This is a genomic window from Deinococcus rhizophilus, from assembly GCF_030271215.1.
In the GTDB taxonomy this organism is placed as follows: domain Bacteria; phylum Deinococcota; class Deinococci; order Deinococcales; family Deinococcaceae; genus Deinococcus; species Deinococcus rhizophilus.
On the sequence record NZ_JASNGB010000047.1, the window covers coordinates 1 to 17,988 of the forward strand.

15 protein-coding genes and 1 pseudogene are annotated in these 17,988 nt (G+C 71.4%); 10 read left to right on the plus strand and 6 right to left on the minus strand.

Translation table 11 applies throughout. The features are described 5' to 3' along the window. Positions 1-780, plus strand: a pseudogene (locus QOL99_RS07120) (DUF3084 domain-containing protein); the annotation flags it as partial. Positions 781-1,004: 224 nt separating this feature from the next. Here the strand turns inward: QOL99_RS07120 and QOL99_RS07125 are convergent. From QOL99_RS07125 to QOL99_RS07135, 3 genes are all read right to left on the minus strand, one after another. Then, entirely contained in the window at positions 1,005-1,856 is an 852-nt protein-coding gene (locus QOL99_RS07125) for a carbohydrate ABC transporter permease (protein ID WP_285522579.1), read from the minus strand. Positions 1,857-2,001: 145 nt separating this feature from the next. Next, entirely contained in the window at positions 2,002-2,955 is a 954-nt protein-coding gene (locus QOL99_RS07130) for a carbohydrate ABC transporter permease (protein ID WP_285522581.1), read from the minus strand. A 113-nt stretch (positions 2,956-3,068) separates the two neighbouring features. Further along, positions 3,069-4,358 carry an ABC transporter substrate-binding protein gene (locus tag QOL99_RS07135; protein ID WP_285522583.1) on the minus strand — a complete coding sequence of 430 codons (1,290 nt, stop codon included), beginning with the start codon at positions 4,356-4,358 and terminating at the stop codon, positions 3,069-3,071. A 461-nt stretch (positions 4,359-4,819) separates the two neighbouring features. Here QOL99_RS07135 and rpoD point away from each other — a divergent pair, with 461 nt between their 5' ends. From rpoD to QOL99_RS07165, 6 genes are all read left to right on the plus strand, one after another. Then, positions 4,820-6,460 (plus strand): RNA polymerase sigma factor RpoD, encoded by a 1,641-nt coding sequence (gene rpoD / locus QOL99_RS07140; RefSeq protein ID WP_285522584.1) that lies wholly within the window; start codon positions 4,820-4,822, stop codon positions 6,458-6,460. 257 nt (positions 6,461-6,717) lie between these two features. Beyond that, positions 6,718-8,187, plus strand: a complete 1,470-nt coding sequence (locus QOL99_RS07145; RefSeq protein ID WP_285522600.1) for a DUF4129 domain-containing protein — start codon at positions 6,718-6,720, stop codon at positions 8,185-8,187. A 10-nt stretch (positions 8,188-8,197) separates the two neighbouring features. Next, positions 8,198-9,736 carry a DUF4129 domain-containing protein gene (locus QOL99_RS07150; RefSeq protein ID WP_285522585.1) on the plus strand — a complete coding sequence of 513 codons (1,539 nt, stop codon included), beginning with the start codon at positions 8,198-8,200 and terminating at the stop codon, positions 9,734-9,736. Then, positions 9,733-10,731: an AAA family ATPase gene (locus QOL99_RS07155; RefSeq protein ID WP_285522586.1), complete on the plus strand. Its 999-nt coding sequence runs from the start codon at positions 9,733-9,735 to the stop codon at positions 10,729-10,731. Before QOL99_RS07150 ends, QOL99_RS07155 begins: the two co-directional genes overlap by 4 nt. 70 nt (positions 10,732-10,801) lie before the next feature. Further along, the gene (locus tag QOL99_RS07160; protein ID WP_285522587.1) at positions 10,802-11,932 is read left to right on the plus strand and encodes a DUF58 domain-containing protein; all 1,131 of its coding nucleotides are present in this window, start codon (positions 10,802-10,804) and stop codon (positions 11,930-11,932) included. A gap of 54 nt (positions 11,933-11,986) precedes the next feature. Next, complete coding sequence (locus tag QOL99_RS07165) at positions 11,987-12,244, plus strand: M-like protein (protein ID WP_285522588.1); 258 nt, start codon at positions 11,987-11,989, stop codon at positions 12,242-12,244. Positions 12,245-12,354: 110 nt separating this feature from the next. On the opposite strand, the gene mnmE is transcribed toward QOL99_RS07165, so the two are convergent. Continuing rightward, positions 12,355-13,812 carry a tRNA uridine-5-carboxymethylaminomethyl(34) synthesis GTPase MnmE gene (gene mnmE / locus QOL99_RS07170; RefSeq protein ID WP_285522589.1) on the minus strand — a complete coding sequence of 486 codons (1,458 nt, stop codon included), beginning with the start codon at positions 13,810-13,812 and terminating at the stop codon, positions 12,355-12,357. A gap of 106 nt (positions 13,813-13,918) precedes the next feature. Continuing rightward, a complete protein-coding gene (locus tag QOL99_RS07175) occupies positions 13,919-14,536 on the minus strand; it encodes a DUF4258 domain-containing protein (protein ID WP_285522590.1) in 618 nt (205 codons plus the stop codon). A 269-nt stretch (positions 14,537-14,805) separates the two neighbouring features. Between QOL99_RS07175 and QOL99_RS07180 the strand changes: the two genes are divergently transcribed. Together QOL99_RS07180 and QOL99_RS07185 are read left to right on the plus strand one after the other, a co-directional pair. Continuing rightward, positions 14,806-15,669: a GNAT family N-acetyltransferase gene (locus QOL99_RS07180; protein WP_285522592.1), complete on the plus strand. Its 864-nt coding sequence runs from the start codon at positions 14,806-14,808 to the stop codon at positions 15,667-15,669. A gap of 87 nt (positions 15,670-15,756) precedes the next feature. After that, positions 15,757-16,074, plus strand: coding sequence for a hypothetical protein (locus QOL99_RS07185; protein WP_285522594.1), 318 nt, complete (start codon positions 15,757-15,759; stop codon positions 16,072-16,074). Between the two features lie 61 nt (positions 16,075-16,135). On the opposite strand, the gene QOL99_RS07190 is transcribed toward QOL99_RS07185, so the two are convergent. Continuing rightward, a complete protein-coding gene (locus tag QOL99_RS07190) occupies positions 16,136-16,750 on the minus strand; it encodes a DUF305 domain-containing protein (protein WP_285522596.1) in 615 nt (204 codons plus the stop codon). Positions 16,751-16,834: 84 nt separating this feature from the next. Here QOL99_RS07190 and QOL99_RS07195 point away from each other — a divergent pair, with 84 nt between their 5' ends. Continuing rightward, on the plus strand, positions 16,835-17,938 hold the full coding sequence (locus QOL99_RS07195; protein ID WP_285522598.1) for a mechanosensitive ion channel family protein: 1,104 nt from the start codon (positions 16,835-16,837) through the stop codon (positions 17,936-17,938). Positions 17,939-17,988: the final 50 nt, after the last annotated feature.

A 17,988-nucleotide genomic window follows, 5' to 3' on the forward strand; every position in this document is an offset into this window, starting at 1 on the left:
CTGGCCCGCGAGCGCGACACGTTGGCGGCCGAACGTGCCCGGCTGGTGGGCGAGCGCGACGCGGCAGCCAGCGAACTCGCCAGCCTGCGGACGCAGCAGGCCGAACTGCGAACCGCCAACGCGACGCTCGGGCGCGACCTCGCCAGCGCCCGTGACAGCCTCGACCGCCTGCAAGACGAGTTTTCCAGCACCCGCGACGAACTCAGCGCCAGCCGCAGCGCCGACCTCGCCTATCCCAAGAACGACCTCGTGTACGCGGGGGTGGTGCCGGGCGTGCGCAATCTCGACGCCTTTCTGCAGAGCGCGGCGGTGGCGGCGGCGGGCCGGGGGGCCAGGGGCACGCCGCCCGCCCGCCTGAACGCGGCGGCCCGCGAGCGCCTCGAAATCAGCCTGCGCGGGCTCAACGCCAGCGCCTTCGTGCAGTGCCGCGCGGCCAACAACACGGCGGTGGGTTTTCCGGTGGACCTCACCTGCGCGGCCCGGCCCAACAGCGTCCTGTACCGGGGCGGGCAGACCATCCGCCGGGCGACCGTGACCCTGGGGGACTCCCGCACCGTCCAGAACCAGATTCAGGACCTCGTGCAGGACACGGTCATTCACCTCACCACCCGGGGCGTGCCCGCCGAGTACATCACCGACGGTGGTCTCGGCGTCAACGAGTTCGTGGACCTGCTGACCCGGCTGAGCAGCCGCTCGGGCTCCAGCGCCGCCGTCGCCATCGCCGCCCGCGAGGACGTGCGGCCCGGCGGACGGGTGGACCTGTACCCGGTGCTGCCGTAGGGAAAGCGGTCAGGCTGCGGCAGAGACAGCGAGAAGGCCCCGGCATCGGCTGGGGCCTCCCTCTGGTCGTTTGGCTGGCCGCTCCTCCCCCGTACGGACCCCGATGGAATCGTCGACGCAGTGATTTCATCCGAGCAGGGCGAGTGGGAGAGACACGGGTGCCGGGCGTGGAGTGGGCACACCGGTGCTGTGCCAGGGTGCTAACGAAACCGACGAACCCCGTATCAGCCCTTGACCGCCCCCGCCGTCAGGCCGGAAACGATGTTGCGCTGGAAGATCAGCACCAGGAGGATCAGCGGAACCGTCACGATGACGCTGGCGGCCATCGTCAGCCCGAAGGGACTCTCGTACTGCGAGGCCCCGGTGAAGTTGGCGATGGCGGGCGGCACCGTGGCGGCGGCAGCGTCGGTCGTGAAAGTCAGCGCGAACAGGAACTCGTTCCAGGCATTGATAAAGGCCAGCAGCCCGGTGGTGACCAGCGCCGGGGTCATCACCGGGAGCAGCACCTGAAAGAGGGTTTGCAGCGGCGAGGCGCCGTCCACGTAGGCCGCCTCCTCCAGCTCGGTGGGAATCTCGCGCACGAAGGCGGTCAGCGTCCACACCGTGAAGGGCAGCGTGAAGATCATGTACGACAGGATCAGCCCGCCCCAGGAGTTGTACAGCCCGAAGGTCTGGATCATGGTGTAGAGCCCCGACAGCACCGCGATCTGCGGAAAGACGCTCACGGCCAGAATCAGGTACATCAGGATGGTCTTGCCCTGAAAGCGGAACTTGCCCAGCGCGTAGGCGGCCAGCACCGAGAGCAGCAGGCTCAGCAGCACCGTGCCCGTCGCCACGACCACGCTGTTGAGCAGGTTGCGGCCGAAGGGGGCCGTGATGAACACGTCCACGAAATTCTGAAAGCTTGCCACGCTGGGAAACCACTGCAGCGCCTCGGCCGAGAGCCGCGCCGAACTCGTCAGGCTGGTCTTGATCGCCCAGTAGAACGGGAAAAGAACGTAGAACAGCACCACGGCGACCACCAACCAGAAGAGGATCAGCGTGACGGTACGGACCACTGGATTCTTGGAATTCATCGCCTCACCTCCGGGCAGTCGCCGTCCAATCCGTGACCGAATCGGGGAAGCACCGATTCGTCCACTCCTTTCCCGGCGACCGCCTTGTTCCTGCTTGCTCTGCTCGGATGGAACAGGGACAGAACCTGTTCCACCGGAATGCATCTCAGTCGAACTTCACGCGCAGGCTGGTCACGTAGATCGCCGTGAACACCATGATGATCAGGAAGATCAGCACGCTGATCGCGCTGCCGAAGCCGAACTGCGAGTTCAGGATCAGCTCCTGCCGGGCGTAGATGCTCATGGTGATCGTCTCGGGGGCGTTGCCCTTCACGATAAAGGGCATGTCGAAGACCCGCAGGGCGTCCAGCGTGCGGAAGATCAGGGCGACGAGCAGGGCGGGCGTCAGCAGCGGCAGCGTCAGCCGCCAGAACTGGGTCCAGGGGGAAGCGCCGTCCACGTCGGCGGCCTCGTACATGTCGCCCGGAATGGTCTGGAGCCCCGCGAGCAGCAGCAGCGCCATGAAGGGCGTGGTCTTCCAGACGTCCACCGCGACCAGTGCCGCGAGCGCCGTGTCGGGATTGCTCAGGAAGGACTGTCCCGCTTCCAGGAAGCCCAGCCGCCGCCCCCAGTCCGAGATGATCCCGAACGAGTCGTTGTACATCCAGTTCCACATCTGGGCGCTGACCACCGTGGGAATCGCCCACGGCACCAGGATCGCGGTGCGCAGCAGGCCCCGGCCCCGGATCTTGGAATTGATGATCAGCGCGAAGGCCAGCCCCAGCACGGTTTCGAGCAGCACGCTGCCCACCGTGAACTTGACCGTGTTCCACACCGACTGCCACCACTCGGGGATCTGCAGCACGCCCAGGCCCACGCCGTCCTCGGTGGTAAACCAGTAGTTGCCCAGCCCGATCCATTTCGGGGCCGGGTCGGTCAGGATGTTGTACTCGGTAAACGACAGGTAGATGGTCCGCAGCAGCGGGTACCCCGCGACGGCGGCCAGCACCACCAGCATGGGCACCAGCAACAGCAGCGCCACGCGGGTGCGGTTGGCTTGCAGCCCCCGGCCCGTGCGCGCGGGGGTTGCCGTGGGGCGGGAGGGAAGGGGAGTGGTCATCGCAGGCACCTCGGGGGGAAGGCAGGAAGTGGGGAAGCAAAAAGGGTGCCCCGGCTGTGGGGGCACCCGGACTCCGGGAGGCGGCGCGTGCAGAGGCCGCCTGCGCGGGGTCTTTACCAGCCGCGGCCCTTGATGCGGTTGAGCTGGCCTTCGAGGGTCTTCATGGCCGGGCCAGGAGCGCTCTTTTTGGTCAGCACGCTGTACACGGCGGTGCTGAACGCGTCACTGACCTGGTTGTACTTGCTGCCCGTGACCGTCGCGGGGCGGGCCACCGCGTTGGTGAACACGTCGTACAGGCTGCCGAAGAAGGGCACGGCCTTGAGGACGTCCTTGTCCTTGTACAGCGAGGCGATGGTGGGGTTGTAGCTGGCCTGCACCGCGCGGCGCTTCTGCTCTTGCAGGCCCGTGAGGTAGCGTACGAGGTCAGCGGCTTCCTTGGGATTCTTGGAGTAGGCGTTCACGGCCAGCTGCCAGCCGCCCAGCGTTCCGGCAGGCTTGCCCCCGGGACCCGCGGGCAGCGCGGCCACGCCGATCTTGCCGCGAATGGGCGAGGCCTCGTTCTCCTTGGTCTTGGGGTCGTCCTTTTGCTGCCCGGCGGCGTAGGCGTAGGGCCAGTTGCGCATAAAGGCCGCGTTGCCCGCCTGCCACACGTTGCGGGCCTCTTCCTCGCCGTAGGTGGTCACGGCCTGGGGCGACACGGTGCCCACCAGCCCCTGAATCGCCTGCAGCGCCTGCACCGTCTTGGCGTTGTTGACCGTCACCTTGCCGATGCCGTCCACGATGGTCCCGCCGCCAAAGGACGCGATCCATTCCAGTGCGTCGCAGGTCAGGCCCTCGTAGTTCTTGCCCTGGAACACGAAGCCCACGAAGCGCGAGTTGGCCTTGCGCTCGCCCGCCTGAATCTTCTGGGCCATCGTCGCCAGCTCGTTCCAGGTCTTGGGGGGTGCCTTGTAGCCGTACTTCTTCAGCAGGTCAGTGCGGTAGTACAGCACGCCCGCGTCCGTGAACCACGGCATGCCGACCAGTTTGCCGCCGATGGTGTTGTTCTGGACGATCGCCGGGAAGTGACGGCTGACCTCCGCCGCCGGGATGTACTTTTTCATGTCCAGCAGGTGCTGCCCGATGAGTCCCGGCCACACCACGTCGATCATGTACACGTCCACGTCGGCCGAGCGGGCGCCGAGCTGCTGCTGGTACAGCGCCAGACGCGAGTCGGTCTCCTTGGGAACCTGAATCAGCCGGACGGTGTTGCCTGTCCGCTTGGCCCAGGCGTCGGCGCCCTTCTTGCATTCGTCGTAGCCCTGGCCCACCGAGTCGCAGGCAAAGGTCAGGGTGGCGGCCGTGCCCTGGCTCACGGCGGCGCAGGCGAGGGTCAGGCTGAGGCTGGCAAGCGCTCGTTTCATGGGGTTCTCCTCCGCTGTCTGGAACCTGGCCCAGGGCAACCCACTGGGCAGCCCACCCCCGTTGCGGAAGCGGTTCCAAAACAGTCGTTGTCGGTACCTGGCTACTCTCCCCGGCTGGGGGTGTCAATCACGGGGCATCCCCCGGGGGCCAGGCCCGGAGTTCAGGAACCCGTCGGCCCCTGCTCCGGGCCTGGGCGGGAACTTCTGGCTGTGGGGGGCCGTACCTGTGATTCCCCTGCGTGTGGCCGCGCGACCGTGAGGCAGCTCCCGGGGGGCTGGGGGGTCTTTGCTAGACTGACCCGTTCCAGACCCCGGCGCCCCCAGGGTCCCGGCCACAGGCGCCGAAGTTTCCCCCCCACCGTTTCTCTCCCGCACGCCAGGTTTCCGGCGGTGGCCCCTTGTTCCTTTACTGGCCCATTCCCGGCCCACCCCGCACCGGCCCCGGCGCCCCAGGAGTCCGCATGGCAGAACCCACCCGAGCACGCGCCCGCACCAAGGCTTCCGCGCCCGCCGCTCCGGCCCCCGAAGTGGCCGAGACGGTGGCGGTGGCCCCCGCCGTTCCCAAGCCCCGCAAGGCCGCCAAGCCCAAGGCCGCCGCCGCTCCGGCTCCCGTGGCCGGGGCAGAGGCCGCCCCCGCCCCCGCGCCCAGCGCTCCCAAGAAGGCCCCCGCCCGCAAGAAGGCCGCGCCTGCTCCCGGGGCGGTGGCCCCGGCCCAGACGGCCGAGAACCAGACGGCCGAGAGCACTGCCACCGACGCCACCACCGACGCCACTGCTGTCGCCGAGGCTGCTCCCGCTCCGGCGCCGCGCAAGGCCGCCAAGACCCCGGCAGCGAGCAAGGCCGCTGCCTCTGCCAAGGCTGCGGTCACTGTGCCCGCCGACAAGCCCTACTACGCGCACCCCTCCATTCAGGAACTGCTGAAGACGGGCAAGGCGGCGGGCGTCCTCACCAGCGACGAGATCGCGGCGGCGCTGTCGGTGGCCCTCGAAGCCTCGGGTCTGGACCCCGAGAGTGCCGAGGCGTTCGAGGACATGCAGCTTTTCCTCGCCGCCCAGCAGATCGAGGTGCAGGACGAGGGCGAGGACGACGACGAACTCGAGGAGGAGACGGAGGGGCCGGTCGCGACCGCCGCTACGGAGCCCGACGACGAGGAAAAGTACTTCGACGACATGCCCCGCGCCGTGTCCAACGACCCGGTGCGGCAGTACCTCCACGAGATCGGCCGGGTGCCGCTGCTGACCCTTGAAGAGGAGATCGCGCTCGCCCGCCGCATCGAGGAGGGCGAGGAGGCCCGCAAGCGGCTGGAGGAGGAGGGCGACACCTTCGACGACCGCGGGCGCCGCCGCCTGATGCGCCAGATGGAAGACGGCGCGGCGGCCCGGCAAGGGCTGATCGAGGCCAACCTGCGCCTCGTGGTGTCTATCGCCAAGAAGTACACCGGGCGCGGGCTGGGGTTCCTCGACCTCATCCAGGAGGGCAACCAGGGCCTGATCCGCGCGGTCGAGAAATTCGAGTACCGCCGCCGCTACAAGTTCAGTACGTACGCGACGTGGTGGATTCGTCAGGCGATCAACCGCGCCATCGCCGACCAGGCCCGCACCATCCGTATCCCGGTGCACATGGTCGAGACGATCAACAAGCTGACCCGCACCGCCCGCCAGCTTCAGCAGGAACTCTCGCGCGAGGCGACCTACGAGGAAATTGCCGAGGCGATGGGCCCCGGCTGGGACGCCAACAAGGTCGAGGAGGTGCAGAAGGTCTCCCAGGAGCCGGTGTCGCTCGAAACGCCCATCGGCGACGAGAAGGACTCGTTCTACGGCGACTTCATCCCCGACGAGAACCTCGATTCCCCGGTGGACAACGCCGCCAAGACGCTGCTCTCCGAGGAACTGGAAAAGGCCCTCTCCAAGCTCACGGAAAGAGAAGCGATGGTCCTGAAGTTCCGCAAGGGACTGGTCGACGGCCGCGAGCACACGCTCGAGGAGGTCGGCCAGCGCTTCAGCGTGACCCGCGAGCGCATCCGCCAGATCGAGAACAAGGCGCTGCGCAAGCTCAAGTACCACGAGAGCCGCACCCGCAAGCTGCGCGACTTCCTGGACTGAGCTTCCCAACGTCTCCGGCCCCCGTCCCCCGTGGCGGGGGCTTTGGCGTTCAGGGCCGCATATGCGGCAGTGGGCCGGGACGGGTGCTGTTACCCTGGGGACAGACCTCGGCACAGCCTCACCCTGCGGGGAGACCGGAACGTCCGCGTGACGGCCCGCGTACCCGGGAGCACACGGCACTGCAGCACTCCAGAGGCCGGACGCTCCCCCACCGCCCGCCCCCTTTTGCCCCACCCACCCGGAGGCCACCCGTGACGATGACCGCCGATCCCGCCCGCTCGCCTCCCCGCTCCTTCGACCGCTCGTGGTTGCTGCTCGCCGCGCCCCTCGTGGGCCTCAGCCTCTGGCCGCTGTGGCTGGTGGCGGCCAGCATGGCCGTTCTCGCGCTGACCCGTCCGGGGCGTCCGGCGGCGGGGGCACGCCTGCTGCTTCTGCTGCTGCTGGCCGGGCTGGGCAGCGTGCCGGGCCTGCTCGCCGCGTCCGACTTCTCGGAGTTGGTCGCCGCCGCGCGGACCGCGTTCCCGCTGCTGCTGGGGGTCGTCCTGCTGTCCGGGGGCCTGCGGGCGCTGGAAGGCGGGCGGCGGTTCCTGGGCACCGGGGAGCTGGGACTGCTCCTGCTGGGGGCCGCGCTGCTCGGCGGAGGCCCGGGACTCTCGCTGGGGCTGGGTGCAGGCCTGTTCGCGCTGCTGCTGGCCGTGCTGGGGGCACCGGGACCGGAAGACCGGGCGCTGCGGCCCCTGGGCGGGCAGGGCCCGGCGCTGCGCTGGCTGCTGGTTGCCGGGGCAGGCTCGGCCGCGCTGCTCACGGTGCTGAGCCTGCCGCTGCCCACCCCGCCCGCGTGGGAGACGGAGCGCGGCGAGCTGTCGCGGGTGCAGGCACGCATCGGCGGAGACTTCGAGTTCGAGCGGCAACTCGGCAGCAACGGAGAGAACCGCTACCCCCAGGGGCTGGGGTCGAACCAGACGCGGCGGTACGCCCCGGTCGACTCCCGCAACCTCGACAACGACAAGGTGATTCTGGGCGGCCTGCTGGTCATGCTGGCGGTCGTCTGGATCATGTGGCGAACTCGGAGCCCGCGCAGTCGGGGCCGCCGTCCCGCGTGGTGGGAACTTGCGGCGCTGGCAGGGCTGCTGCTCACGGGTGGCCTGCTGGTGCTGGGCTCCCTGACCGGGGACCCGGCGGCGCTCTCGCCCTCTGGCGGCTACGCCAAGCTGGGCGGGGATGGCCCGGCTGGCCTCCTGAGCGAGCAGGGAGGCGGCAGCATCCGCCCCTACCAGAAGCAGGAATGGCTGAACACCCTGAACACCGTGGCGTTCGCGCTGCTGCTTCTTGCGGCGGCGGCGCTGGTCTGGGTCGGCTGGCACCTGACCCGTCCGGCCCAGCCGGAGGCAGACGGCCCGGAGCCTTTGCCCACTCCTGCCCCGGAGGACACCACCGCCCTGCACCGGGTCCGGATGGCCTACCGCTCCGCCCTGGCCTCGCTGACGCAGGTGGGCCTGGGCCGCGCTCCGAACGAGACGCCCGGCGAACATGCCGCGCGGGTCGCGCTCACCCTGCCCGACCTGGCCGAACCGCTGCGGCAGCTTCTGGCCCTCTATGTCCCGGTCCGCTACGGCCTGCTGGCCTCCGAGGAAGGCGCGGCGCAGGCCGAGGCCGCCGCCCGCAGCGTGGCCCGGCTGGTCCGTCCCATTTCTGCTCCCGGCGCGGCGGTCCCTGCGCTAGGCTGAGGCTCCCCGCATGACGACTCTTCCTGTTCCTCCTGCCCGGCGGCCCTGGCGCCCCGACCGCTCCTGGCTGCTGCTGGCCGCGCCTTTCGTGGCGGCCTCGTGGCTACCGTGGTGGGGCGTGCTCGCTTTCTTCCTCGTGCTGCTCCTGATCCGCTTCGATCAGGCCGCCGAGGTTGTGCGGGTGCCGCTGCTGCTGCTGGCAGCGGGGGTCACTTTGATACCGCTGCTGGGCCGGGTAGCGAATCCCGACGAGAGCTTCGTGGCCGCGTTGCTGGCGTATGGGGCGCTGTTTCTCCCGGTGGTGGTGACCGCGCTGCTCATGCACTTTGCGCTGGGCATGTTGGAGGTTGGCCGCTCCGCAGGGATCGCCTGGCTCGCCCTATTGCTCCTGCCCGGCATCCTGGGCCTGGCCCCCAGTCCGGTGTTCGGCCTTCCGGCGGGACTGGGTCTGGGCTTGCTCGCGCTGCTGCTGTGTGCCCTGGGTTCCAAGGGGCGCGAGGAGCGGCCCGCCCGCCGCCTGACAGGTTCGGGCCGCGCCATATGGAATGCGGCGCTGGTAGGCGCAGTACTGGCCGGGGCGCTCACGCTGGGGACGCTGGCGCTGGGACCTGCCGGGGGGGGCGAACGTGGGGCCTCGTCCTCCACGCCCCCGGTTGAACAGTCCAGGGGCACCCCGGACCGCGACGCCCAGTCCCCGTCTGGTGAGGGAGCGCAGCCGACGAATGAGCCGCCGGGCGGAGCTGTGGTGACCCGGTGGTCGTCCAACGGGGCACAGTTCCCCGGAACCGATCTCGCCTTCCTGGGGGGGTCGCTGCTGCTGCTTGCCATGGTCTTTTTCTTCTGGCGGGTCAGTGCGGTCCGGGCCGGTCCTGTGACCACGCGGTTTCACTGGTGGGAGATTGCGGCGGTGGTCGGCATAGTCCTGATGGGGGTCATGATGCTGGTCTATGGCCTGTCTCCCATCGTGACGGCGGCCCTTGCCGGGACCGGGGAGGCGTCCGGGGGCGGGCCAGGAGCGATGGGCGAGACGATCGTGCTGGAAGAAACCCTTCCTCCGTGGTTCGCCCCCTTCGCCCACTGGGTCAACCGGATTCTGTTTGTCATCGTCCTGCTGTTCGCGGTCGCGGTCTTCATCTTCGCCTGGAAACTGCGCCGCTCCACCGACGACGACCTGCAAGTGGAATTGTCCGCCGACGAGGCCGCTGCTGCTGCCCAGCCCGAGGCCCTGCACCGCGTCCGGCTGGCCTACCGCTCGGCGCAATCGGCGCTGGGGGCGGCGGGGCTGGGGCGCGGCCCGTCCGAGACGCCCGCCGAGCACGCGGCGCGGGCCAGCCTGAACCTGCCCGACCTCGCCGCCCCGCTGGGCACGCTGGTCACCGCCTATGCCCCGGTGCGCTACGGGGGCCGCGTGACCGAGGAAGACGCCGCTTCTGCCGAGGCCGCCGCCCGTGACATCACCGCCCTCAGCGCCGAGTACCGCCCGCTGAAGCTGCCCGACGCCCCCGCCGGTTCCGATTCCCACACAGCCCCCTCCCAGGAGACCCCATGACCCACGCTGACCTGCCGACCCCACCCGCCGACCTTGCCGCCGTGGAGCGCTTTGCCCGCGCCGTGGGGGACAACGTGGCCCGCGTCCTCGTGGGCAAGGAGGCGGTCACCCGCCTGACCCTCGCCGGGATTCTGACCGGAGGGCACATCCTGCTCGAAGACGCGCCCGGCACCGGCAAGACGATGCTGGCCCGCGCCATCGCCGCCAGTCTGGGGCTGACCTTCCGGCGCGTTCAGTTCACGCCCGACCTGCTGCCCAGCGACGTCACCGGGGTCAGCGTGTACCGCCCGGCAACCGGAACTTTCGAGTTTGTGCCCGGCCCGATCTTCACCGGGCTGCTGCTGGCCGACGAGATCAACCGCGCCACCCCCAAGACCCAGTCGGCGCTGCTGGAGGCGATGGGAGAGGGGCAGGTCACCGAGTCCGGCGTGACCCACCGCCTGCCGCAGCCTTTCGTGGTGATCGCCACCCAGAACCCGGTCGAGCACGAGGGCACCTACCGCCTGCCCGAAGCGCAGCTCGACCGCTTCCTGCTCAAGCTGTCGGTGGGCTACCCCTCCTTGGAGGAAGAGGTGCAGATGCTGGGCCGCCTGCAGGGAGCGCACCCCATCGACACGCTGGGGCCCGTCGCCGGGCCGGAGGACCTGCTCGCGGCGCGGGCGGCGGTGAAGGCCGTGCGCGTCTCGGACGAGCTGCGGCGTTACGCGGCGGCCCTGACGGCCCGGACCCGCAGCCACCCGCAGGTCACGCTGGGGGGCGGACCGCGTGCCAGCCTCGCCCTGCAAGGGGTGGCGCAGGCGCTCGCGGCGCTGGACGGCCGGGCCTTTGTGGTCCCCGACGACATCAAGGCGGCGGCCCCGGCGATCCTGTCCCACCGCCTCAGCCTGCGGATCGAGGCGCGGCTGGCCGGAACGCCCCCCGAGAGCGTGGTCGCGGACGTCCTGCGGGCCGAGCCTGTCCCGGCTGACCCGGCCCAGGCGGCGGGGGCGCTCTGATGATGGGAGGAGGCGCTCGCCTCACCGCCCCGCCGCTCCCCATCCCCCTTGAGGGTGGGAGCCCCCCGCAGTGAACCTCGCGGCGCTGGGACTGGTGCTCGCGGCGCTGCTGCTCAGCGTGGCGCTGGCGTGGTTCCTGGGGCGCAAGCCGCCCACTGTCCGGCTGACCCGTGAGTTTCCCGCTCAGGGCTTCGAGGGCACCCGCGTGCCCTACCGGGTCCGCATCGAGATCGATACCCGGCGGCCCCTGCGCGTGATCGTGGAGGACCCGACGCCCCTCTCGGTGGTGGCCAGCGAGGTGCTCACGGCGGGCGGGCTGACGCTGGGGCAGACGGTGACCGAACTCGACGGCTCGCTGCTGCTCAACCGCCGGGGCGAGTACCCGTGGCCGGGCGGGACCCTGCGCTGGGCCGATCCGCTGGGGCTGTTCTGGCGCTCCATGCCGCTGGGGGTGCCCGCCGTGATCGAGGTCTACCCCGGCACCCACGGGCTGGTGTTGCCCGACCTGCTACGGCCCCTGCTGAGCGAGGGCCAGCTCTCGCGGACGCTGGGGCTCGAAGACCCCATCAGCCTGCGGGGAGCGCGGCCCTACGTGTCGGGCGATCCGCCGGGCCGGGTCCACTGGCGGCTCTCGGCCCGGACAGGTGACCTCACCGTGCGCGAACTCGACCGCACCGCCGCGAGCAGCCTGACCGTGTTTGTGGACACCTCCGGCACCGACGTGTATGTGAACAGCGCCGTGCGGCTGGCGAGCAGCCTGATTCAGGAGGCGCTGGAGCTGGACCTTCCCGTCAGCGTGGCGACGCCCGCCGGGGCGACTCCCAGCGGGCGCACCCCGGAGGCGCTGCGGGCGGCGCTGCGGCTGCTGGCGCGGCTGGAGCCGCAAGACCCCCGCGTGGTGGGCCAGCCTGTCGTCATTCCGCCGCCCCGCGCGGGCGGAAACCTGATCGTGCTGACCCAGAAGGCCCCGCCCCAGCTGGTCGAGCAGGCCATGCACGCTCGCGCCCGCGCCAGCCGGGTCTCCATCGTCGCCATCCCCGAGGGGTTTTACCTCGAACCCGGCGAGAACCCCCGCCGTCAGTGGGTGGGGGCCCCCGACACCGTGCGCGAGCTGGAGCGCCGCGCCGGGATTCTGGCAGAGGTGGGCGTGCTGGTGTTCGTGCTGCGCGGCAACCAGAGCGTGCTGCGGCTGGGGGCCTGAATCGCTAAAGGGAGGCTCAGCCCGCGTCCCGGGGCGCCCTGCTAGCGTGGGGCCATGACCGACCGCGACCAGAGCAAGGACGTGCCCAAGACCGAAGAGGAGATCAGCAATGTGGACCTCCAGTTTATGGGCCGCACCGATGAGCACCGCGACGCCCTCAAGGACGCCCGCGCCGAGGCCAAGCTCGCCGACGAGTTCCAGGAACGCGGCCTCGACAAGCAGGACGTGGCCTCGGCAGGCAGCATGATCGCCAGCGACCCGGCCAGCACCATCCCCGGTGACGAGACCTCCGAGGACACCGAGCAGGGCTGAGCGACCCCTCGCCCCGCTGCTCCGCAGCACCCCTCCACTTCGCGGCTCTGCGAGTCACCCGCAAGGAGAGAGGGGTGTCTTGCTGTCGGCCGGAAGCTGGCGGCTGCGGACTACTTGCCCACGCAGAAGTTGCGAAACACCGCGTCCACCACGTCCTCCGACACGTCGCGGCCCGTGAGTTCGGCCAGGGCCCGCAGCGCTTCCTCCAGCTCATACCCGGCGAGGTCGTCGGGGAGGGTACGGGCAGCCTGCACGTGCTCAAGTGCCCGGCGAGCGGCGTCGGCCTGCCGCTCGGTGGTGAGCCAGGCCTCGCCCCGCGCGGCGTCGCCCAGCAGGGCGGCGTGGACGGCTTCCCGGAGTTCGGGCAGGCCCGCGCCGGTCACGGCGCTGACCGCCAGCGCTCCGGCGTCCTCCCAGACGGCGGGGAGGTCGGCCTTGGTCCGCACCCGGATCACCCGCGCCCCCGGCGGCAGGTCGACCGGCAGCGGCTCACGGGGCAGGCTGCCGTCCTCCAGCGCCAGCACGAGGTCGGCGCCCTGCGCCAGCGTCACCGCCTGCCGCACGCCCGCCGCCTCCACCTCGTCGCCCGNCACCCGCGCCCCCGGCGGCAGGTCGACCGGCAGCGGCTCACGGGGCAGGCTGCCGTCCTCCAGCGCCAGCACGAGGTCGGCGCCCTGCGCCAGCGTCACCGCCTGCCGCACGCCCGCCGCCTCCACCTCGTCGCCCGTCTCGCGCAGACCTGCCGTGTCCACCAGGGTCACGGGGACGCCCGCCAGCGAGAGTTGCGCTTCGAGGTAGTCACGGGTGGTGCCGGGAATGGGGGTCACAATGGAGCGTTCGTAACCCAGGAGTGCGTTGAGCAGGCTGCTTTTGCCCGCGTTGGGCCGCCCGATCAGCGCCAGCCGCGCTCCCCGCGTGGCGACCTGCCCGGCGCGGGCGGTGGCGACGAGGGCCGCGAGGTCGGCCCCGGCCTGCGCGAGCGGCACGCCCCGTTCCTCCTCGGGCACGCCTTCCTCGGGGTAATCCAGCATCGCCTGAATCGCGGCCAGGGTGCGGGTCAGGGCCGCCGCGATGCCGCCTACCCGCTCCCCCAGCGCCCCCGACAGCCCCAGTGCCGCCTGCCGCCGGGCGGTGTCGGTGCCCGCGTTGACGAGGTCCAGCACCGCTTCGGCCTGCGCGAGGTCCAGCCGCCCGGCGAGGTAGGCCCGCAGGGTGAATTCACCGGGCCGGGCGGGCCGCGCCCCGAGGTCCAGCGCCCGCGCCAGCACCCGCGCCAGCACCGCCGGGCTGCCGTGCGTCTGGAGTTCGGCCACGTCCTCGCCCGTGTACGAGTGCGGCCCCCGGAAGACCAGGCACAGACCGTCGTCCAGCCGCTCCTCCCCCTGGGCCACGAATTCCCCGTACAGGAAGCGCCCGCCCCGCGCCCGGCTGGGTTGTCCGCGCCCCCGGAACAGGCCGTCGGCCACCCGCAGGGCGTCCGGCCCGCTCACCCGCACGATGCCCACCCCCGCGTGGCCGGGGGCAGTGGCGATGGCGGCGATGGTGTCCGAGAGGCCGAGGCGGGTCACGGGGGAGAGGGTAAGGCTTCAGGCGGTCAGCGACCAGGCGTCAGCAGACCAAAGCCCCAGCCAGCGCCGGGGGCTTGCTGTCCTGGTGCCGGTGGCCGGGGGCGGCCTACGCCCCCTTCCTCCACTTTCCCTTGCTGCGGTTTCCCGGCTTGTTGCCCGGCGTGGCCGTGCGCGTCCGGATTCTCTCGTCGTCGTAGCGCAGCAGCACGGCGAGGCGGGCGCGCGAGAGGATGTGGTGCGGCTGCTTGGGCACAAAGGCCGTCACCACGTCGAGGTAGCCGCCCTCGGCGTGCTCGACGACCACGTGCAGGGGCAGCGCCACCCCGCACGCCTCGAAATAGCCGCACACCAGCCAGCGGCGGTCTTCCGGGTAGACGGCCCGCACCCGCCCGGCCACCAGCACCTGAACGATGTCGTGCTCCAGAAAGCCCTCGGCGCGGGCGTGCCCGATGGCGTGGGGACAGAGGTGATATTTGCCCTCGTACACGGCGTCGCGCAGCCGGGCGTGGGCACGCGAGAGGCTGTGTTCGCTGGTGTCCACCCCGACCAGTTCGGCCTCGCGCTGGGGCCCCACGGGCTTGAGGCGCAGGTTCTCGGGCCGGGCGGGGGGCGGCGTCGGGGCGCGGCGGGCTTCCTTCTCGGCGCGGGCAAGCTGGGCACGCAAGGAGAGCAGGTCGGTGCCCCCGCTGCGGGAACGCGGTTTGGAATCGGGGGATCTGGTCATGGGCGCAACCTCCCGTCAGCCTTCCAGAGTCGGGGGGCTGAGATCCGCGCCCCCTGAAACGCAAAAATCCCCGTCCACACGTCTGGCGTGTTGGTGGGGAAGGAAGGCGTCGCACCCTGCTTCAGGGCATGCGCCGAAGATAGCACGCGGGGATCGGGGCGCGGGGTGAGGCGCCCGGCAGACGTGAGCGGCAGCACTTTCTAGGCTGAACGTGATCCTCACCGTCCGCCCCGGCTCCCCGCCCCGTGCTCTCTCCCGGAGGTCTGTCCATGATCCGCCCCATGCAAGCGACCGATGCCCCCGATGTGCTGGCCCTGCTGGCCTGGATGGACGATGCCCCCGAGCGCGAGGTCTTCGCGCCCGACGCCCGCGACGAGCAGGAGTTGCGCGGCGAGTGCGAGGACCGGGTCTGCCTCGTCGCGGAGGACATGGACGGCGCGGTACAGGCCTACTGCGGCCTCGCGCCCTTCCGGGACGGACTGGTGCTGGAAGGGCCGCTGGGGGACGGCGACCTGCCCGGGCTGCTCGCGCGGGCGGTGGAGCGGGCCGACGGGCTGCCCGTCTACGCCTTCGCGGCCCGCGACAACCTCGGGGCGCGGGAGGCGCTGGAGGCGTGCGGCTTCACGCCCATGCACACCACCGACTTCTACACGGCGCGGGTGGCTGACCTGGCCCGCCATGCCCGCATTCCGCAGGGGTACGCGGCGACGGAACACCTTGCCCCGGCCGCCTACCGCGCCCTGTACCGCGCCGCCGAGGACGGCTGGGCGGGCCGTCTGGAATGGACCGACGCCGACTTGCAGGCCCATTTCGCCCGCGAGGACGTGCGGCTGGTCGCTCTGACCCGCGCCGGGCAGCCCGCCGGATTCGCCGAGCTGGAGCTGAACACGGAAGCCTCGCGGGCCGACCTGACCTATCTCGCCGTCCATCCCGCCGAGCGGGGGCAGGGCCTGGGCCGGGTGCTGCTGGCCCTGGCCGCCGCCGAGGCCGCCGCCTTTCCCGAACTGCGCGACCTGCGGGTCCGTGCCCACGACCACGCCCGCCCCGCCCGCGCCCTCTACGCCCACGCGGGCCTGATCCACTGCCGCTCGGTGGTGACCTACCTGCGCGACGACACGGAGGGGGAGGCGTAGCACAGGCGGAGCCTTGGGCAGAGACATCTTGCCCGCACGGCTTTTCCCCACATTCCCCTCACCCCGCCTCCTCTAGCCTGACCGCCTATGGGCAAACGTGACCGCCAGGGCCCCCGGCCCGCCTACGTGACGCTGCGCGACCTGCCCGGCACCCGGCTGATGTTCTGGGTGGTGGGCGAGTGCCCCTACTGCGCGGAGCGGCACCTGCACCCGGCGGGAAACCTCCGCACCGCCGATCCCGGCGAGCGGCTGGGCGAGCATACGGCCCCCTGTGACCCCACCCTCACCTATGAACTGCAACTGCCGCCCCGCCCCAAGAAGAAGTCGGGCAAGCAGGCCCGCCGCAAGGAACGCCGTGAGGGAAAGGCTCCGGCACTCGATGAGCTGAGCTGGGACGACGAGTAGGGCGCAGGCCAGGGGGAGACGGACGCGGGGAAGTGCCCTCCGCGTCCGTGTCGTCTGGGCTTCAGTGACCCCCGTGCTCCCCGCCCTGCGCCGCTTCCGGTGGGGGCGGCAGGCTCTCCCCGCGCCGCGCGAGCAGGTCTTCCATCAGGCGAATCTCGCCGCCCTGGGTGGCCTGAATCTGCCGGGCGAGGGTGCGGACCTCCGGGCGAATCCGGTCCCCGAGGGCGGGCTCGACCATCGCCAGGGCGCCCTGGTGGTGGCGAATCATCAGCCGCAGGAAATGGGCCTCGGCGTCCGCGACGGGCAGGGTGTCAAGCTGGTTCAGCTCTTCCGGGGTCGCCATGCCCATCATGCGGGCGTGCTCGGCGCTCATGCCCTTGCCGCCCCACGGGAGGCCCCAGAGGGTCAGCCAGCCGCGCATCTGCCCGATCTGCTCCTGCTGCGAGAGCACGATGTCCAGCGTCAGGGAACTCAGGGTGCGGTCCTGGGTCCGCCCGCGCAGGCGGGTCGCCATGTCCACCGCCTGCGCGTGGTGCTGGGTCATCTCGCGCACGAAGCGCACCTCCGGGCTGCTCTCGGCGGGGGTGCCGGAGCGCGAGGTCAGCGCGAGCGCGGCGGCCAGCAGCGCGGCGGCAGCCAGGGCGAACGCGGCGAGCAGGGCGGGTCGGCGGGTCATGGCCCGGAGTATAGGGAGGGGGGTCGGGGGCGGTGGTCCCCGCTGGCCCCGGCCTCCTTCCCCGGCCCCCGGTACACTTCCTCCATGACGGGCGACGTGAACACCTCGCGGCTGCTGGGGCTGGACGCGCTGTGGGCGGCGCTGCAAGACACCTGGCGCGAGGTGGAGCGGGCGCTGGCCGCCTACGGCGCGAATGCCCTGATCGCCCTGGGACTGGTGCTGGTGTACGCCCTGATGTTCCGGCTGGCGTCGCGGGCAGGGCAGGCGCTGGTGCAGCGGCTGGTGCGGCCGGACGCGCAGGGAACGGTGGGCCACCTGCTGCGCACCGTGCTGCGGCTGACCTTCGGGCTGCTGGTGGTGCTGTCGGTGGGGGCGCTCTTTCCGGGGCTGTCGAACTGGAGCCGCCCGGTGTTCCGGGCTTACCTGCTGCTGCTGCTGCTGTTCGTGGGCTGGAGCGCCGTGTCGCACCTGCTGCGGGTGGAGGCCGACCGCTTCGACCTCGACGCCAGCCTGCGGCTGCTGGCCCGCAACCTCACGCGGGCGGTGTGGGTGCTGGTGGGCCTCTACCTCGTGTCGGCGCAGTTCGGCATGGATCTGTTGCCCATCCTGGGAGGGCTGGGGGTGGTGGGGCTGGCGGTGGGCTTTGCCGCGCAGGACATCCTCGCCAACCTGATCAGCGGGGTGACGCTGCTGCTCGACCGCCCTTTCCGCATCGGGGACTGGATTCGCACCGAGGACCACGAGGGCCAGGTCGCGGGCCTGACCCTGCGGACCACCCGGCTGCGGACCCGCGACGGCGAATACGTCAGCATTCCCAACAAGGACGTGGCGGGCGCGGTCGTCGAGAACCTGACGGTGGGCGGGCGGCTGCGGCTCAACATCCCGCTGGGGGTCGCCTACGAGGGCGGGGTGGAGCGGGCGCGGGCCGCGCTGCTGCCCGTCCTCCAGACCTTTCCCGGCGTGCTGGACGACCCCCCGCCCGTGGTCCTCGTGCAGGAGCTGGAGGAAAGCCGGGTGCGGCTGCTGCTGCGCTTCTGGATCGGCGCCGAGGGGGTGGCGAGCTACCCGGTGACCCGCATGCGCGTGCTGGAGGCCGCCCGCGCCGCCCTGGACGCGGCGGGCCTGGAGGTGGCCTACCCCCGGATGCGGGTGCAGCTCGACCCGCCCCCGGAGGCGCATGCCGACTGAGCGCAGGCGGGGCGCCCTGGAAGGTGCGGCCATCGGCGCGGCCCTGGGGG

Coding starts and splice junctions, on each gene's coding strand:
- QOL99_RS07145 (WP_285522600.1), top strand. CDS start 6,718: ATGACCGCCGATCCCGCCCGCTCGCCTCCCCGCTCCTTCGACCGCTCG.
- QOL99_RS07130 (WP_285522581.1), bottom strand. CDS start 2,955: ATGACCACTCCCCTTCCCTCCCGCCCCACGGCAACCCCCGCGCGCACG.
- QOL99_RS07150 (WP_285522585.1), top strand. CDS start 8,198: ATGACGACTCTTCCTGTTCCTCCTGCCCGGCGGCCCTGGCGCCCCGAC.
- QOL99_RS07155 (WP_285522586.1), top strand. CDS start 9,733: ATGACCCACGCTGACCTGCCGACCCCACCCGCCGACCTTGCCGCCGTG.
- QOL99_RS07190 (WP_285522596.1), bottom strand. CDS start 16,750: ATGACCCGCCGACCCGCCCTGCTCGCCGCGTTCGCCCTGGCTGCCGCC.
- QOL99_RS07185 (WP_285522594.1), top strand. CDS start 15,757: ATGGGCAAACGTGACCGCCAGGGCCCCCGGCCCGCCTACGTGACGCTG.
- QOL99_RS07125 (WP_285522579.1), bottom strand. CDS start 1,856: ATGAATTCCAAGAATCCAGTGGTCCGTACCGTCACGCTGATCCTCTTC.
- rpoD (WP_285522584.1), top strand. CDS start 4,820: ATGGCAGAACCCACCCGAGCACGCGCCCGCACCAAGGCTTCCGCGCCC.
- QOL99_RS07180 (WP_285522592.1), top strand. CDS start 14,806: ATGATCCGCCCCATGCAAGCGACCGATGCCCCCGATGTGCTGGCCCTG.
- QOL99_RS07135 (WP_285522583.1), bottom strand. CDS start 4,358: ATGAAACGAGCGCTTGCCAGCCTCAGCCTGACCCTCGCCTGCGCCGCC.
- QOL99_RS07195 (WP_285522598.1), top strand. CDS start 16,835: ATGACGGGCGACGTGAACACCTCGCGGCTGCTGGGGCTGGACGCGCTG.
- QOL99_RS07165 (WP_285522588.1), top strand. CDS start 11,987: ATGACCGACCGCGACCAGAGCAAGGACGTGCCCAAGACCGAAGAGGAG.
- QOL99_RS07175 (WP_285522590.1), bottom strand. CDS start 14,536: ATGACCAGATCCCCCGATTCCAAACCGCGTTCCCGCAGCGGGGGCACC.